This window comes from Janibacter endophyticus (assembly GCF_016888335.1).
Taxonomy (GTDB): Bacteria; Actinomycetota; Actinomycetes; order Actinomycetales; family Dermatophilaceae; genus Marihabitans; species Marihabitans endophyticum.
The window spans coordinates 2246252-2262289 of sequence record NZ_JAFEJG010000004.1 but is presented as its reverse complement, the minus strand read 5'-3'; the positions used below and the strand labels follow the sequence as shown (position 1 = coordinate 2262289).

Below are 16038 nucleotides of genomic sequence, written 5' to 3'. Positions count from 1 at the left end.
GCGCAGCGCTGCGGCGCGATCCCCTGTAGCTCAATTGGCAGAGCAGCCGACTGTTAATCGGCAGGTTGTTGGTTCGAGTCCAACCGGGGGAGCACCCAAGAAGCCCCTGAACTGCGGAGACGCCAGCTCGGGGGTTCTCTTGTCGTCCTGCGCATCGACCCTGCATCGTCGAGCCCGCTGTCGTGGGGGGGGGGCTTCCCAACGCCACCAAAGGATCCCGCGAACCGGCTCGCCGCGCTCAAGGGAGACCGGGCTCCCTGACCGCCGAACACGTCGATCCCGTTGGCGACGAACGCCGGGGAGCCCGCGAAGTGCCGAGCCTGGGCTGCCTCGTCGGGGTCGATGATCTCTACCGTGAACTCGGCTCAGCGAGTCCGATGTCGTCCAGGGCCGCCCGCAGCACGCGGGACGCGTGCTCGGCCCCGGCCGGTCGCAGGACCGTCCTGCGTCCGAGTCCCGCTGGGGGAGCACCCAGCAGGTCAGGCCCGGACATCCGTGTCCGGGCCTTCTGCGTGCTCAGCCGCTCTCGGACGTCGAGGACGCCGACGACGTCGATGACGTGGTCGAGCTCGTCGGGGGTGCCGTGCAGGAGGTGACCTCCGGGTCGACATAGCTCTGCGTACCGATGACCTCGGGCCCGGGCAGGTTGGCTCGGACCGCCTTGCGCCACTCGCCCGAGGAGACCATCGTGCGCAGCGCCTCGCTCACGCGGTAGCAGAGCTCCTCGTCGTCGGGCGACATGCCGACCCCGTAGGACTCCCGCCCGATGTCGACGCCCGCCAGACGCAGCGTCGACCGCTCGTCCTTGTCGGCCTCGAGGTAGCCCGCGAGGATCGTCGTGTCCGAGGTCACCGCGCCGACCTCGCGCTCGCGGAGGAGCTCGACGCACTCGCCGACCGTGGGACGCTCGACGATGTGCAGGCCGGGGTGGTCGTCGACGAGGCGCTTGACCGAGGCCGACCCGGCGGCGCCGCACACGGACTGACCGCGGAGATGCTCCACGGAGCGGACCTTGCTCCCTCGCGGGACGAGCAGGTCCTGCCCGGTGACGAGGTAGGGGCCGGCGAAGAGGACCTGCTCGGAGCGTTCGGGCGTCATCGAGTACGTCGCGATGACGAGGTCGGCCTGCCCCGTGGCGAGGAGGGTCTCGCGCTGGTCGGGGATGGCCTGGAGGAGCTCGAGGCGCTGGGCGCCGAGCTGCTGGGCCACGTACCGGGCGACGGCGACATCGATCCCCGAGTACTCGTCGTCCTCGCGCATGCCGAGACCGGGCTGGTCGAAGGGGACGGCGACCCGGAGCAGCTCCGGGCTCGCGGGCGCCGGGGTCGTCGACTGCGCGGCGGTCGAGGTGCTCTCGGGCGGCGTGCTCGACGACGTGCTCGGCGGGACGGCGACGCCGCGGCTGCACGCGGCGAGCAGCGGGGCCAGGATGAGCGCGAGCACCGCTCGACGTGCGCCTCCCCTGACCATGGCTCCCATCCTTGCACCGCTCGCGCGCGCGGTACGCGGACGCGGGGGGCGACCGGGTCAGTTGTGACCCGGTCGTCACCGCTAACCTCCTCCCATGACCGTCGACGAGGGGCACCCCGCCCTCGTCGGGGCTGCTCGGCGGCCGTACTGGACGGACCCCGCCGAGCGGGCGGTCCCCGTGGCGGGCGAGACCCTGCAGGGCGCCGTGCGCGCGGACCTCGCGATCGTCGGCGCGGGCTTCACCGGCCTGTGGGCTGCGCTGCAGGCGGCGGAGGAAGACCCGGGGCGCGAGATCGTCGTCATCGAGGGCGGAGCCGTCGGGTTCGGCGCCTCGGGCCGCAACGGGGGGTTCGTCTCGCCGTCGCTCACGCACGGTCTCGCGCAGGGTGTCGCCTGCTGGCCCGACGAGATCGAGACGCTGGAGCGGCTCGGGGCAGAGAACTTCGCCGGCCTGTGCTCTGACGTCGACCGGCTCGGGATCGAGTGCGATCTCCACGTGCCTGGCGAGCTGACCCTCGCGCTCACCGAGCATCAGGTAGCGGCCGTCGAGGAGGCCCACGCGCTGCACCGTGAGCACGGCGTCGACGTCACCCTCCTCGACGGGCCCGCCGCGCGTGAGCGGGTGCGCTCGCCGCGCTACCTCGCGGGCCTGCACGACCCGACGGTGGGCCTGGTCGACCCGGCCCGCCTGGCCTGGGGCCTCGCCGAGACGGTGCGGGCTCGCGGCGTGCGGGTCCTCGAGTCCAGCCCGGTCCGGTCCATGGAGCGCGAAGGGGGGTCCGTCCGCCTCGTCGGCGACACCGGGTCGGTCGTCGCCGACCGGGTGCTCCTGGCGACCGGTGCCTACCCGGCTCTGCTGCGCCGTCTCGGCGCCTGGGTCATCCCGGTCTACGACCACGTCCTGATGTCCGAGCCGCTGAGCGCCGCCCAGCTCGCGCAGATCGGGTGGGAGGACCGTGAGGGTCTGACCGACGCCGGCAACCAGTTCCACTACTACCGGCGCACGCACGACGACCGGGTCCTCTTCGGCGGGTACGACGCGAGCTACCACTACGGCGGCCGGGTCGACGCCGAGCTCGAGCAGGGGGCGTCGCACGACCTGCTCGCCGGGCACTTCTTCGAGATCTTCCCCCAGCTTGAGGGGCTGCGCTTCACCCACCGGTGGGCCGGCGTCATCGACACGACCTCCCGTTTCACCCCGATCTTCGGCACGGCGATGGACGGCCGGGTCTCCTACGCCGTCGGCTACACGGGTCTGGGGGTCGCCTCGACCCGGTTCGGCGCGCGGGTCGCGCTCGACCTCCTCGACGGGGTCGACTCCGAGCGGACCGCCCTGGCCATGGTCCGGGACAAGCCGATGCCCTTCCCTCCCGAGCCGCTGCGCTACCTCGGCGTGCAGGCCACCCGCGCCGCGCTGGCCCGTGAGGACCGCACCGGTCGCCGGGGCGTGCTGCTGCGCACCCTCGACGCCTTCGGGGTCGGCTTCGACTCGTAGGGACGCGCCACTGCTCGGTGGGGCGGCTGGGGCTTGAACCCAGGACCGACGGATTATGAGTCCGCTGCTCTGACCGACTGAGCTACCGCCCCGTGGCCTCCATGAGGGGCCAGCCGCAGGTTACCCGAGTGAGGGGTGGTGCTCCTGGTGACCATGAGGCACAATGTGACGCACATGCACGCCTGTGGCGTGCCTATATCGACCGAGCAGCACACCGAGCAGCACGTGAGCGAGCCTCCGGTCCTCCAGATGAGGTGCCTGGCGTTGGGGAAGACGTCCATCGCACCGAGGAGGATCAGGATGTCGTCTGCAACGCGAGGCGTGGTGTTCATCCACAGCACCCCGACAGCGCTCTGCCCCCACATCACGTGGGCGCTGGAGTCCGCTCTCGGGCGTGACGTGACCCTGGAGTGGACCGAGCAGCCGATCGGTCCATCCCTTCGACGTGCCGAGTTCTCCTGGACCGGCGCGCCCGGCACCGGCGCCGCGCTGGCCTCTGCCCTGCGGGGCTGGGAGGGCGTGCGCTACGAGGTGACCGAGGAGCCCAGCCCCGGGCTCGATGGCTCCCGCTGGTCGCACACGCCGTCCCTCGGCATCCACCACGCGACGATCTCCGCCTCCGGCGACACCGTCATCCACGAGAACCGGCTGCGCGAGGTGCTCACCCTCGCCCAGGGCGCCGACGAGGCCGTCGAGGACATGCTCGACGAGCTCCTCGGCACCGAGTGGGACGCGGAGCTCGAGGCCTTCCGACACGCGGGCGAGGGCGCCCCGGTGCGCTGGCTGCACAAGGTCGGCTGACCGGACCCCACGACGAAGGGGTGCGCCGCGGATCCTCCGCGCGGCGCACCCCTTCGTCGTGCGGGGCTACAACGGGATGTTGCCGTGCTGCCCGCGGGCCGCCGGGGCGTCCGCGAGGGTACCGGCCACGGCCGAGCGGGTGCGGGACGGCTCGACGATCTCGTCGACGACCCCGATCTCGACGGCGCGAGCGAGACCGCCGGAGAGCCGCTCGTGGTCGGCGGCCAGCTCCTCCTCGACGGCGGCGCGCTCGGCGTCGTCGACCTCGGCGAGCCGCCGGCGGTGCAGGATGCGGATCGCCGCGACGGACCCCATGACCGCCACGTGCGCGTCCGGCCAGGCGTAGACCTTCGTCGCGCCGAGCGAGCGTGAGTTCATCGCGATGTAGGCCCCGCCGTAGGTCTTGCGGGTGACGACGGTGACTCGGGGGACGACCGCCTCGGCGAAGGCGTGGAGCAGCTTGGCCCCGCGGCGCACGACGCCGTCCCACTCCTGGCCGACACCGGGCAGGTAGCCGGGGACGTCGACGAGGACGACGAGGGGGATGCCGAAGGCGTCGCACATCCGCACAAAACGGGAGGCCTTCTCCGCCGAGGAGGAGTCGAGGCAGCCGCCGAGCCGCATGGGGTTGTTGGCGATGACGCCGACCGAGCGGCCCCCGAGGCGGCCTAGGGCCGTGACGATGTTCGGCGCCCACCGGGCGTGCAGCTCTTCCGTCGTGCCCTCGTCGAGGAGGTTCTCGACGAGCGGGTGGACGTCGTAGGCCCGCTTCGCGGACTCCGGCAGCGAGGCGGCGAGGTCACGGTCCTCAAGACCGTCGACGTCGAAGTCGCCCTGGGTCGCCGGGTCGAGCAGCCGCGTGATGGCACGGGCCCGCGCGAAGGCGTCCTCGAGCGAGTCGGCGAGGACGTGGACGACGCCGGACCGGCGCCCGTGCGGCTCGGGCCCGCCGAGACGCAGCGCGTCGACGGCCTCCCCGGTGACCGAGCGGACGACGTCCGGCCCGGTGACGAAGATCCGGCCCTCCGGGGCGAGGATGACGATGTCGGTGAGCGCCGGCCCGTAGGCGGCGCCGCCGGCGGCTGCGCCCATGACGACCGAGATCTGAGGGATCTTGCCGCTGGCGCGGGTCATGATCGCGAAGATCTCTCCGACGGCGTGCAGCGAGACGACGCCCTCCGGCAGCCGCGCACCACCGCTGTGCCACAGGCCGATGACCGGCAGCTGCTCGGCGAGCGCGAGCTCGTAGGCGTCGACGACGACTCTGCAGCCGTCGACGCCCATGGCGCCGCCCATGATCGTCGCGTCGGAGACAAAGGTGACGACCCGTTGGCCGTCGAGCGTCCCGCGGGCGGCCATCATCCCGGACCCGTCGTCGGGGCCGAGCAGCTCGACGGAGCCCTCGTCGAGGAAGGACCTCAGGCGGGTCTCCGGGTGACGCGGGTCCTCGAGGCGGTCCGGCCGGCCGACCTTCGAGGTCGCGACGGCGGCAGCGGCCGGGCTGGGTGCGCGCGTCATCACAGGCTCCTGAAGGCAAGGGCGACGTTGTGACCGCCGAAGCCGAAGGAGTTGTTGAGCACGAGCAGGTCGCCGTCGCCGAGCGGCCGGGGCTCGTCACGCACGACGTCGAGCGTCACGGCCGGGTCGATCTCGGTGATGTTGATCGTCGGGGGAGCGACCCGGTCCCGGACCGAGAGCGCGGCGAAGACGGCCTCGAGGGCGCCGGCCGCGCCGAGGAGGTGACCGGTCATCGACTTCGTCCCGCTGACCGCCATGTGGTCCGCGTCGTCGCCGAAGGCACGTCGGACGGCGGCGACCTCCGCGACGTCGCCGACGGGTGTCGAGGTGGCGTGCGCGTTGATGTGGACGAGGTCCTTGGCGGTCGCTCCGGCGTCCCGGACGGCGTCGGCCATGGCGCGCGAGGCGCCGGCCCCCTCGGGCTCGGGGGCGGCCATGTGGTGCGCGTCGGCACTCGCGCCGAAGCCGGCGAGCGTCGCGTAGATCGTCGCGCCGCGGGCGCGGGCGTGCTCCTCGGACTCGAGGACCATGATCGCGGCGCCCTCGCCGAGGACGAAGCCGTCGCGGGTCGTGTCGTAGGGACGTGAGGCGGTAGCCGGGTCGTCGTTGCGCGTCGAGAGGGCCTGCATCGCGGCGAAGCCGGCGATCGGCAGCGGGTGGACGGCGGCCTCGGAGCCGCCGCAGACGACGACGTCGGCCTTGCCGTCACGGATCATCTGCAGGCCGTAGCCGATGGACTCGGCGCCCGAGGAGCAGGCCGAGACGAGGGTGTGGGCGCCGGCCCGGGCACCGAGCTCGAGCGAGATCGTCCCGGAGGCGCTGTTGGGCATGAGCATCGGGATCGAGAGCGGGTAGACGCGTCGCGGTCCCTTCTCGGTGAGCGTGTCCCACGCGGTGATGAGGGTCTGCACCCCACCGATGCCGGAGCCGACGGCCACACCGAGCCGCTCGGGCTCGACCTCGGGGGCGCCGGCGTCCTGCCAGGCCTCACGGGCGGCCACGAGGGCGTACTGGGCGAAGGGGTCGAGCCGCTTGGTCTCGACGCGGGCGAGGACCTCGGTGACCGGGGTGGTGAGGGTCGCAGCGAAGGTCACCGGCAGCTCGTGCTCGGCGACCCAGTCCTGCTCGAGGGGGCGGGCGCCGGAGCGTCCGGCGAGCGCGGCCTCCCAGGTGGAGGTGACGTCCCCGCCGATCGGGGTGGTGGCGCCGAGGCCGGTGACGACGACGGTGGGTGCGGTCATGAGTTCTCCGTGGTGGTGGGCGCGGTCGTGCTGACAGGCGAAGGGGGCGGGGTCCCCGCCCCCTTCGCCGAGGAGGGCCGGTCAGCCCTGGTTGCTCTTGATGTAGCTGACGGCGTCACCGACGGTCTTGAGGTTCTTGACCTCCTCGTCTGGGATCTTCACCCCGAACTTCTCCTCTGCGGTGACGGCGATGGTCATCATCGACAGCGAGTCGACGTCGAGGTCGTCGGTGAAGCTCTTCTCGGGGGTCACCTCGGACGCGTCGATGCCGGTCTCCTCGGCGACGACCTCGGCGAGGCCGTCAAGGATCTCCTGGTCGGTGTAGGCCATGCTCTTTCTCCTTCTGTTGGGTGGTGCTGGTGGTCGGTGGGGTGGGATCGCGGCGGCGGCCTACGGCATGACGACGACCTGGCCCGCGTACGCGAGCCCGGCGCCGAAGGCGATCTGAAGGACGACGTCGCCGCTGCGCAGCTGACCCTCCTCGACCATGCGCGACATGGCGAGGGGGACGGACGCGGCAGAGGTGTTGGCCGTGGTGACGATGTCCTTGGCGATGACGACGTCCTCGGGCAGGCCGAGCGTCTTGGCGAGCGAGTCGATGATCCGCAGGTTGGCCTGGTGCGGGACGAAGGCATCGATGTCGTGGACGGTCAGGCCTGCGGCGTCGAGCGTCTCCTGCGCCTTCTTGGCGATGGTCCACACCGCCCAGCGGAAGACGCTCTGGCCCTGCATCTTGATCGTCGGGAAGTCGAGCCCCGCGTCGTCGCGGACGTCGATCCAGGAGTCGACCTGGGCGATGACGTCACGCTGCTCGCCGTCGCTGCCCCAGACGGTCGGGCTGATCCCGGGCGAGTCGGCCCGGGAGACGACGGCGGCGCCGGCTCCGTCGCCGAAGATGAAGGCGATGCTCCGGTCGTCGTAGTCGGTGAAGTCCGAGAGCTTCTCGACGCCGAGGACGAGCACGTGGCGGGCCGAGCCGGATCGCACCATGTCGCTCGCCATGCCGATGCCGTGGCAGTAGCCGGCGCACGCGGCGCTGATGTCCAGGGCCATGCACGTCAGGCCGAGCCGGTGCGCGACCTCGGGGGCGGCCGCCGGGGTCTGGTAGGGGTGGGTGACGGTCGCGACGATGATCGCGTCGATGGCGTCGACCTCGAGCCCGGCGTGCTCGATCGCCGCGCGCGCGGCGTGCACGGACATGTCGACGACGCTCTCCTCGGGTGCGGCCCGGTGCCGGGCCTGGATGCCGGAGCGCTGCCGGATCCACTCGTCGGTCGAGTCGATGCGCTCGACGATCTCGCTGTTGGGCACGACCCGCTCGGGCCGGTACCCGCCGACCCCGCTGATCCGGGAGTGGTAGCCGCCGGCCACCGTGCCCAGGCCCGGGCTCAGGGTGACCATGCTCATGCGCTCTGCCCCGTCGGGTGGAGGCGCAGGAGAGGCTGGCCGGGGGAGACGGGGTCGCCCTCCTCGACGAGCCACTCGACGACCTGACCGCCGTGGGCGCTGACGACGGCGTGCTCGTCGCGCAGCGAGGACACGGTCGCGACGACGGCGCCGGCGTCGAGGGCGTCACCCAGACCGTGCGGCGCCAGCGTGACGGTGCCCTTGACGGGCGCCACGACGAGGCGCCAGGCCGGCTGGCTCGAGGTGCGGGTCTCGCCGTGCTCGCGGACCATGCGGTGGGCCGCCTCGAGGTCCGCGGGCGTGCGCAACGCGAGGGTCTCGACGCCCTTGAGCGACCGCTTCGCGAGCCCGGTGAGGGTGCCGGCGGGCGGGATCTCGATGATGCCGGTGACGCCGAGGTCGCGCATCGTCTCCATGCACAGGTCCCAGCGGACCGGCGAGGCGACCTGACCGACGATGCGGCGCAGCACCTCGCGGCCCGAGCTGACGACCGCGCCGTCGGCGTTGGACAGGAGCGGCACCCGGGCGTCATGCGTCGACACGGCGCGGGCCAGCCGGGCCAGCGAGTCCACCGCGGGCGCCATGTGCTCGGTGTGGAAGGCGCCGGCCACCGGGAGCGGGATGACCCGGGCCTTCGCCGGTGCGTCGTCCCCGAGCGCGGCGAGCGCGTCGAGCGTGCCGGCGGCGACGACCTGGCCGGCGCCGTTGACGTTGGCCGGGGTGAGCCCGTGCCGCTCGATGCCGGCGAGGACCTCGTCGGCGTCCCCGCCCACGACGGCGCTCATGCCGGTGGGGGTGGCAGCGGAGGCCGACGCCATCGCCCGGCCGCGCTGGGCCACGAGGACCATCGCCTGCTCCGCCGTGATGACGCCGGCGGCGGCCGCGGCGGTCAGCTCACCGACCGAGTGGCCGGCACCGACCCCGACGACGCGGAACCCGTCGGCCGGGTGCTCGAAGAGGCCGAGCAGGCCCAGCAGGCCGGCGGCCACGATGAGCGGCTGGGCGACGGCGGTGTCCTTGATCGTCGTCTCGTCCGAGACGGTGCCGTGCTCCTCGAGGTCGAGACCGGCCACGGTCGAGAGCCAGTGGAGGCGGTCGCGCATCCCGGGGAGCTCGAGCCAGGGGGTCAGGAAGCCGGGGGTCTGTGAGCCCTGGCCGGGGCAAGTGATCGCAAGCACCCCTCCACCTTCCTGGCGGACGCCGCCCTGAGGCGACGCGGATCGCCACAGCATTAGCCGTCACGATTTGGAGGTTTCCTCCAACAGACGCCCGAGGGTGAGCGCCACCCGTACGGTGAAGGCGTCGTGCGGCTCCGCGAGGTCGTACCCGGTGAGGTCGATGATCCGGCCGAGCCGGTAGCGGACGGTGTTGACGTGGACGTAGAGGGTGCGGGCCGTCCCCTCGAGCCCACCCTTGGTGTCGAGGTGCTGCTCGGCGGTCTCCAGGAGCACGGGCTGCTCGCGCAGCGGCTCCCAGACCTGGGAGAGCAGGTCGAGCCGGGCCCACTCGTCTCCGGCGAGCGCTCGCTCCGGGAGGAGGTCGGAGGCCGGGCACGGGCGCGGGCACATCGGCCAGCCGCCGGCCGCGTCGAACCCCGCGACCGCCGCCGCGGCGGACAGGCTCGCCTCGAGCAGGCTGCCGACGAGCGGCCCGTGGACGAGCGGTCCCGGGCCGAAGCACTCGGCGAGGACGCGCGCCTCCTCCTGGGCGTCGGACACCCCGCCGAGGACCGCGACGAGACGCCGACCCTGGACCCCCGCGATGGCGGCCGCGCCGCGACGGGCAGCGGCCTTGTGGAGGCGCGACAGCACCCCTTCGATGTCCTCGGTGGCCTGCTCCGGGGCCTCCCCGACGAGGACCGTCACCCCGGAGCGGCTCGACCATCCGAGCGCGGCCACCTGGGAGCGGGTCGAGTCGTCGACCTCGCCACGGACGACGGCGTCGAGGACGAGCGCCTCGAGCCGGGCGTCCCAGGCCCCGCGCTGCTCCGCGGCCTCCGCGTAGACCATGGCGGCCCCGAAGGCGACCTCACCGCTGTAGCGCAGGACCGCCTCGCGCAGCCGGACGACCTCGTCGGGCCGGGCGAGGTCCTCGACGTGGTCCTCGACGACGCCGACGACCTCGCGGACGAGCTCGAGGGTCTGGGCCAGGGTCACCGAGCGCGTCAGCGCGCGGGGTGCGGCCGCGAAGATCCCTCCGGGGTGGTGGCGGCCGGCCGGTGGGTCCCCGAGCCACGCGACGAAGTCGGCGATGCCGGCCTGGGCGACCTGGGCGACCCAGGAGCGCTCCTGCGCGCTGAGCTCGGAGTACCACTCGTGGTGCTCCTCGATCCGTCGGGTCGCCGCCGTCGCCAGCTCGCCCGCTCGGCGGCGCACGGCCTGCCGGGTCGCGGCCGGGATGCGTGCACGGGGAGCCATCCGGCCATGCTATTTGTCGGGGCCCCACAACGGGAACCCGGCGGTGGGCTGCCCGTCAGTCGGTGCCGAACTCCATCGCCGCGCGGTCGAGCGCGTCGTCCTCGTCGTCGACGTTGGCCGCCGACGGGTTCGCGGCGATCTGCTCGGCGCCGCCGGCCTCGAGCTCGCCCATGAGCTCGGCGTAGCCGCCACCGAGCTGGTTTTGCGAGGCGTAGACCTCGAGCTTGGCGCGGCTGTCGGCGATGTCGAGGTTGCGCATCGTCAGCTGGCCGATCCGGTCGACCGGGCCGAACGCGGCGTTCTCGGTGCGCTCCATCGAGAGCTTGTCCGGGTGGTAGCTGAAGTTCTCGCCCGCGGTGTGGATGATGCTCCAGTCGTCGCCGCGGCGCAGCCGCAGCGTCACCTCGCCCGTGACGACGGAGGCGACCCAGCGCTCGAGCGACTCGCGGAGCATGAGCGCCTGCGGGTCGAACCAGCGGCCCTCGTACATGAGGCGACCCAGGCGCCGGCCCTCGGCGTGGTAGTTCGCGATCGTGTCCTCGTTGTGGACCGCCGCGACGAGGCGCTCGTAGGCGATGTGGAGCAGCGCCATCGCCGGCGCCTCGTAGATGCCGCGGGACTTCGCCTCGATGATCCGGTTCTCGATCTGGTCGGACATGCCGAGGCCGTGCCGCCCGCCGATCGTGTTGGCCTCGTGGACCAGGGCCACGGGGTCGTCGTAGCGGGTGCCGTTGATGGCCACCGGACGACCGCGCTCGAAGCGCACGGTGACGTCCTCGGTCTCGATGGCGACCGCGGGGTCCCAGAAGCGCACGCCCATGATCGGGTCGACGATCTCGATGGACTCGTCGAGGTGCTCGAGCGTCTTCGCCTCGTGCGTCGCGCCCCAGATGTTCGCGTCGGTGGAGTAGGCCTTCTCCGCGCTGTCGCGGTAGGGCAGGTCGCGGGCGGTGAGCCACTCGCTCATCTCGTGACGGCCGCCGAGCTCGGTGACGAAGTCCGCGTCGAGCCAGGGCTTGTAGATGCGCAGGGCCGGGTTGGCCATGAGGCCGTAGCGGTAGAAGCGCTCGATGTCGTTGCCCTTGAAGGTCGAGCCGTCACCCCAGATGGAGACCTCGTCCTCGGCCATCGCGCGCACGAGCAGGGTGCCGGTGACAGCGCGGCCCAGCGGCGTGGTGTTGAAGTAGGTCTTGCCGCCCGAGCGGATGTGGAAGGCACCGCAGGCGATCGCCGAGAAACCCTCCTCGACGAGCGGGGCGCGGCAGTCGACGAGCCGGCTGATCTCCGCGCCGTACTGACCGGCGCGGCCGGGGATCGAGGCGATGTCGTCCTCGTCGTACTGGCCGAGGTCGGCCGTGTACGTGCACGGGACGGCGCCCTTCTCGCGCATCCACGCGACGGCGACAGAGGTGTCGAGACCGCCGGAGAAGGCAATACCGACACGCTCGTGGACAGGCAGGGAAGTCAGGACCTTGGACACGGTCCCAGCGTAGGTCCTCCCGCGCTCTCGTCACGCACGGGTCTGCTTGACCGAACTCTGACCGGATCCTCATCCCGTCGTCACCTGCCCGACGACCCGCCGCCACGTCCTGGTCGCCGGGGGATGACGGCGCGTCCGTAGCGTCCGCGGCGTGCGCACCGCTCCCGTCATCGCCACCGTCATCTCCTCCGTCGCTCTGAAGAAGATGCTCACCCCCGTCGTCGTGGGTCACCGTGGTGCCTCCGGCTACCGCCCCGAGCACACGCTCGCGGCGTACGAGCTCGCCGCTCGTCAGGGCGCGGACCTCATCGAGCTCGACCTCGTCTCCACGCGGGACGGTGTCCTCGTCGCCCGCCACGAGAACGAGATCAGCGGCACGACCGACGTCGCCGAGCACCCTGAGTTCGCCGACCGCAGGACGACGAAGGTGATCGACGGCGCCTGGCTCACCGGCTGGTTCACCGAGGACTTCACGCTCACCGAGCTCAAGACCCTGCGCGCCACGGAGCGCATCCCGCAGGTCCGCCAGCAGAACACGATGTACGACGGGATGTTCGAGGTCCCGACCTTCGAGGAGGTCCTCGAGCTGCGCGAGCGGCTGAGCAAGGAGCTGCGCCGCCCGATCGGCGTCTCCCCCGAGACCAAGCACCCGACCTACTTCGACTCGATCGGCCTGTCGCTGGAGGAGCCGCTGCTGGAGTCGGTCCGCGCGCACGGTCTCGACGAGGAGAACGCCCCGATCTACATCCAGTCCTTCGAGCACGCCAACCTCCGCGACCTGCGCCACGAGCTCGGTGCCAAGGCACCGCTCGTCTTCCTCAGCTCGGTGCGCGGAGGTCCTGTCGACGACTCCCGCTCGTACGCCGACTACCGCACCGTCGAAGGGCTGGAGCTGCTCGCGCAGACCGTCCACGGGATCGGCCCCACCAAGGACGAGGTCATCGCCCGCGCGGCGGACGGGACCCTCGGGCAGTCGACCGGTCTCGTCGACCGCGCGCACGCGGCGGGCCTGAAGGTCATGCCCTACACCTTCCGTGCGGAGAACACCTTCCTCCCCACCGACTACCGGGTCGGGTCTGACCCGGCCGACCTCGGCCGCGCGCTCGAGGAGCAGAAGGCCTTCATGCGCGAGGGCGTCGACGGCCTCTTCTGCGACCACCCCGAGGTGTGCGTCGAGGCCCGCAAGCAGCACTGGACGGAGCAGGACTGACCGCAGCCCGAGACAGCCGAAGGGGGTGGGACCGGCCGGTCCCACCCCCTTCGCTTTCGGGGCTCACGCCGCAGACGGCGTTCGCACCTCAGGGCGCGTCTGGCTCAGGCGTCGCCGCCGGCGTTGCCGGACGCCCCGGCCCGCACGTCGAGCAGCCGGTACTTCTCGGCCGCCTGGGCCGGGACCGACGCATCGACCCAGCCGCGGGCCGCGAGCATCTGCAGCGCCCGCACGGCCATCGAGGGGCCGTCGACGTGGAAGAAGCGACGGGCCGCGGCGCGGGTGTCCGAGAAGCCGAAGCCGTCGGTGCCCAGGGCCGAGAACTCCTCGGGGACCCACGGCCGGATCTGGTCCTGGACCTGCTTCATGTAGTCCGAGACCGCGACGACCGGGCCGACCCGGTCCTGCAGCGCTGTCGTGATGTACGGGGTGCGGCGCTCGGTCTCCGGGTAGAGGAAGGCCTGCTCGTCGCAGTCCATCGCCTCGCGCCGCAGCTCGGTCCAGGAGGTCACCGACCAGACGTCGGCGACGACACCCCAGTCCTCGCGGAGCAGCTGCTGCGCCTCGAGCGCCCACGGCATGCCGACACCGCTCGCGAGCAGCTGGCAGCGCGGGGGAGTGCCCTCAAGACCCGAGTCGTCGCCGGGGGCGTAGAGGTACATGCCCTTGAGAAGGCCCTCGACGTCGAGCCCCTCGGGCTCGACCGGCTGGACGATCGGCTCGTTGTACATCGTGAGGTAGTAGATCCGGTTGCGCGACGGGTCGTCCTGCGGGGCGTCGCCGCCGTACATCGTCTCGAGACCGTGCCGCATGATGTGCGCGATCTCGAACCCGTAGGCGGGGTCCCAGGACACGACCGCGGGGTTGGTCGCCGCGAGCAGCTGGCTGTGCCCGTCGGCGTGCTGCAGGCCCTCACCCGTGAGCGTCGTGCGGCCGGCCGTGGCACCGAGGAGGAAGCCGCGGCTCATCTGGTCGGCGGCGGCCCAGATCCCGTCGCCCGTGCGCTGGAAGCCGAACATCGAGTAGAAGATGTAGAGCGGGATCATCGGCTCGCCGTGCGTGGCGTAGCTCGACCCGGCCGCGGTGAAGGCGGCCACGGAGCCTCCCTCGTTGATGCCGGTGTGGATGATCTGGCCCTGCGCCGACTCCTTGTACGCGAGCATGAGGTCGGCGTCGACCGAGGTGTAGTTCTGCCCGTGCGGGTTGTAGATCTTCTTCGTCGGGAAGAAAGAGTCCATCCCGAAGGTCCGGGCCTCGTCCGGGATGATCGGCACCAACCGGTCGCCGAAGTCCTTGTCCCGCATGAGGTCCTTGACCAGCCGGACCCACGCCATCGTCGTCGCGACCTGCTGCTTGCCCGACCCCTTCGCCATCTGCTTGTAGGCGTCGTCGCCCGGGAGGCGGAGGTTGGTGTACCTCACCCGCCGGGTGGGGACCGAGCCCCCAAGCTTGGCGCGCCGCTCGAGCATGTAGCGCACGGCCTCGTCGTCCGTGCCGGGGTGGTAGTACGGCGGGGACTTCGGGTCGGCCTCGAGTACCTCGTCGCTGATCGGGATCTTCAGCCCGTCACGCAGGCTCTTGAGGTCCTCGAGGGTGAACTTCTTCATCTGGTGCGTGGCGTTGCGGCCGGCGAAGGAGGTGCCCAGGCCGTAACCCTTGATCGTCTTGACGAGGATGACCGTCGGCTGGCCGGTGTGCTCCGTCGCGGCCTTGTACGCGGCATAGACCTTGTTGTAGTCGTGGCCGCCGCGCTTGAGCTTCCACCAGACGTCGTCGTCGCTCCAGTCGGCGACCATCTTGCGGGTCCTCGGGTCGCGGTCGAAGAAGTTCTCCCGGACGAACTTGCCGTCGTTGGCGCGGTAGGTCTGGTAGTCGCCGTCCGGCGTCTGGTTCATGAGGTTGACCAGGGCACCGTCGTGGTCGGCGGCGAGCAGCGGGTCCCAGCCGCGGCCCCAGACGACCTTGATGACGTTCCAGCCCGCGCCGCGGAAGAAGGCCTCCAGCTCCTGGATGATCTTGCCGTTACCCCGCACCGGGCCGTCGAGGCGCTGGAGGTTGCAGTTGACGACGAAGGTGAGGTTGTCGAGCTCCTCGTAGGCGGCCGTCTGGAGCAGTCCGCGGCTCTCCGGCTCGTCCATCTCGCCGTCGCCGAGGAAGGCCCACACGCGCTGCTGGCTGGTGTCCTTGATGCCGCGGTTGTGGAGGTACTTGTTGAACTGCGCCTGGTAGATCGCGTTCATCGGCCCCAGGCCCATGGACACGGTCGGGAACTCCCAGAAGCCCGGCATGAGGCGGGGGTGCGGGTAGCTCGGCAGGCCGAAGGGGGTGCCGTCCTCCAGGACGTGGGACTTCTCCTGCCGGAAGCCGTCCATCTGGTCCTCGGTGAGCCGGCCCTCGAGGAAGGCGCGGGCGTACATGCCGGGCGAGGCATGGCCCTGGAAGAAGATGTGGTCGCCGCCGCCGGGGTGGTCCTTGCCCCGCCAGAAGTGGTTGAACCCGACCTCGTAGAGGGTCGCGGCCGAGGCGTAGGTGGAGATGTGCCCGCCAACCGAGATCTCCGGTCGCTGCGCGCGGTGGACCTGGATGGCCGCGTTCCAGCGGATCCAGGCGCGGTAGCGGCGCTCGACCTCCTCGTCGCCGGGGTACCACGGCTCGTGCTCGGGACGGATGGTGTTGACGTAGTCGGTCGTCGTCAGCGAGGGGACCCCGACGTTCATCATCCGGGACCGCTCGAGGAGGCGGAGCATGACGTAGCGGGCACGGCGCCGGCCCTGCTCGTCGACGAGCGCGTCGAGCGAGTCGAGCCACTCCTGGGTCTCGGCAGGGTCGATGTCCGGCAGGTGGGTCGGGATGCCGTTGAGGATGGGGCCGTCGTTGGGCCGGTCGTCGTGGACGGTCACGTCACACGTCCTTTCGCTGCGTCGCTTGCGTCGCTGGTGTCGCGGGGGCCGCCGGCTCGCGGCGCCGGCACCCATCCTCCCACCTAGGGTGGTGGCCGT

Annotated in this window: 12 protein-coding genes and 2 tRNA genes; 4 read left to right on the top strand and 10 right to left on the bottom strand. The window is 71.8% G+C overall.

Going from position 1 to position 16038, the window contains the following annotated elements:
* Positions 1-19: 19 nt before the first annotated feature.
* A tRNA-Asn gene (locus JNO54_RS10880) sits at positions 20-92 on the top strand.
* A gap of 424 nt (positions 93-516) precedes the next feature.
* On the opposite strand, the gene JNO54_RS10875 is transcribed toward JNO54_RS10880, so the two are convergent.
* The gene (locus tag JNO54_RS10875) at positions 517-1443 is read right to left on the bottom strand and encodes a transporter substrate-binding domain-containing protein (protein WP_204143918.1); all 927 of its coding nucleotides are present in this window, start codon (positions 1441-1443) and stop codon (positions 517-519) included.
* A gap of 121 nt (positions 1444-1564) precedes the next feature.
* Here JNO54_RS10875 and JNO54_RS10870 point away from each other — a divergent pair, with 121 nt between their 5' ends.
* Entirely contained in the window at positions 1565-2965 is a 1401-nt protein-coding gene (locus JNO54_RS10870) for an NAD(P)/FAD-dependent oxidoreductase (protein ID WP_204143917.1), read from the top strand.
* 18 nt (positions 2966-2983) lie between these two features.
* Here JNO54_RS10870 and JNO54_RS10865 read toward each other — a convergent pair.
* Positions 2984-3057 (bottom strand) — tRNA-Ile (locus JNO54_RS10865).
* Positions 3058-3265: 208 nt separating this feature from the next.
* On the opposite strand from JNO54_RS10865, the gene JNO54_RS10860 reads away from it, so the two are divergent.
* Complete coding sequence (locus JNO54_RS10860; RefSeq protein ID WP_204143916.1) at positions 3266-3766, top strand: DUF3145 domain-containing protein; 501 nt, start codon at positions 3266-3268, stop codon at positions 3764-3766.
* Positions 3767-3832: 66 nt separating this feature from the next.
* On the opposite strand, the gene JNO54_RS10855 is transcribed toward JNO54_RS10860, so the two are convergent.
* The 7 genes from JNO54_RS10855 to argG all read right to left on the bottom strand — a co-directional run bounded on the left by JNO54_RS10855 (position 3833) and on the right by argG (position 11829).
* Positions 3833-5284, bottom strand: coding sequence for an acyl-CoA carboxylase subunit beta (locus tag JNO54_RS10855; RefSeq protein WP_204143915.1), 1452 nt, complete (start codon positions 5282-5284; stop codon positions 3833-3835).
* Positions 5284-6525 carry a beta-ketoacyl-ACP synthase II gene (gene fabF, locus JNO54_RS10850; RefSeq protein ID WP_204143914.1) on the bottom strand — a complete coding sequence of 414 codons (1242 nt, stop codon included), beginning with the start codon at positions 6523-6525 and terminating at the stop codon, positions 5284-5286. The genes JNO54_RS10855 and fabF overlap by 1 nt, the downstream gene beginning before the upstream one ends.
* Before the next feature lie 81 nt (positions 6526-6606).
* The gene (locus JNO54_RS10845; RefSeq protein ID WP_204143913.1) at positions 6607-6855 is read right to left on the bottom strand and encodes an acyl carrier protein; all 249 of its coding nucleotides are present in this window, start codon (positions 6853-6855) and stop codon (positions 6607-6609) included.
* 60 nt (positions 6856-6915) lie between these two features.
* Positions 6916-7932 (bottom strand): beta-ketoacyl-ACP synthase III, encoded by a 1017-nt coding sequence (locus JNO54_RS10840; RefSeq protein ID WP_233703232.1) that lies wholly within the window; start codon positions 7930-7932, stop codon positions 6916-6918.
* Entirely contained in the window at positions 7929-9110 is a 1182-nt protein-coding gene (locus tag JNO54_RS10835) for an ACP S-malonyltransferase (protein WP_204143912.1), read from the bottom strand. The genes JNO54_RS10840 and JNO54_RS10835 overlap by 4 nt, the downstream gene beginning before the upstream one ends.
* 60 nt (positions 9111-9170) lie before the next feature.
* Complete coding sequence (locus JNO54_RS10830) at positions 9171-10349, bottom strand: PucR family transcriptional regulator (RefSeq protein ID WP_204143911.1); 1179 nt, start codon at positions 10347-10349, stop codon at positions 9171-9173.
* Between the two features lie 55 nt (positions 10350-10404).
* Positions 10405-11829 (bottom strand): argininosuccinate synthase, encoded by a 1425-nt coding sequence (gene argG, locus JNO54_RS10825; RefSeq protein WP_204143910.1) that lies wholly within the window; start codon positions 11827-11829, stop codon positions 10405-10407.
* A 151-nt stretch (positions 11830-11980) separates the two neighbouring features.
* On the opposite strand from argG, the gene JNO54_RS10820 reads away from it, so the two are divergent.
* On the top strand, positions 11981-13039 hold the full coding sequence (locus tag JNO54_RS10820) for a glycerophosphodiester phosphodiesterase (RefSeq protein WP_307818174.1): 1059 nt from the start codon (positions 11981-11983) through the stop codon (positions 13037-13039).
* 104 nt (positions 13040-13143) lie between these two features.
* Here JNO54_RS10820 and aceE read toward each other — a convergent pair whose 3' ends face one another.
* Complete coding sequence (gene aceE / locus JNO54_RS10815; RefSeq protein WP_204143909.1) at positions 13144-16014, bottom strand: pyruvate dehydrogenase (acetyl-transferring), homodimeric type; 2871 nt, start codon at positions 16012-16014, stop codon at positions 13144-13146.
* Positions 16015-16038 lie beyond the last annotated feature (24 nt).

Excerpts from the sequence above, each read along its gene's own strand:
- JNO54_RS10855 (WP_204143915.1), bottom strand. The coding sequence starts at position 5,284 with ATGACGCGCGCACCCAGCCCGGCCGCTGCCGCCGTCGCGACCTCGAAG.
- JNO54_RS10860 (WP_204143916.1), top strand. The coding sequence starts at position 3,266 with ATGTCGTCTGCAACGCGAGGCGTGGTGTTCATCCACAGCACCCCGACA.
- fabF (WP_204143914.1), bottom strand. The coding sequence starts at position 6,525 with ATGACCGCACCCACCGTCGTCGTCACCGGCCTCGGCGCCACCACCCCG.
- JNO54_RS10840 (WP_233703232.1), bottom strand. The coding sequence starts at position 7,932 with ATGAGCATGGTCACCCTGAGCCCGGGCCTGGGCACGGTGGCCGGCGGC.
- JNO54_RS10830 (WP_204143911.1), bottom strand. The coding sequence starts at position 10,349 with ATGGCTCCCCGTGCACGCATCCCGGCCGCGACCCGGCAGGCCGTGCGC.
- JNO54_RS10870 (WP_204143917.1), top strand. The coding sequence starts at position 1,565 with ATGACCGTCGACGAGGGGCACCCCGCCCTCGTCGGGGCTGCTCGGCGG.
- aceE (WP_204143909.1), bottom strand. The coding sequence starts at position 16,014 with ATGGGTGCCGGCGCCGCGAGCCGGCGGCCCCCGCGACACCAGCGACGC.
- JNO54_RS10845 (WP_204143913.1), bottom strand. The coding sequence starts at position 6,855 with ATGGCCTACACCGACCAGGAGATCCTTGACGGCCTCGCCGAGGTCGTC.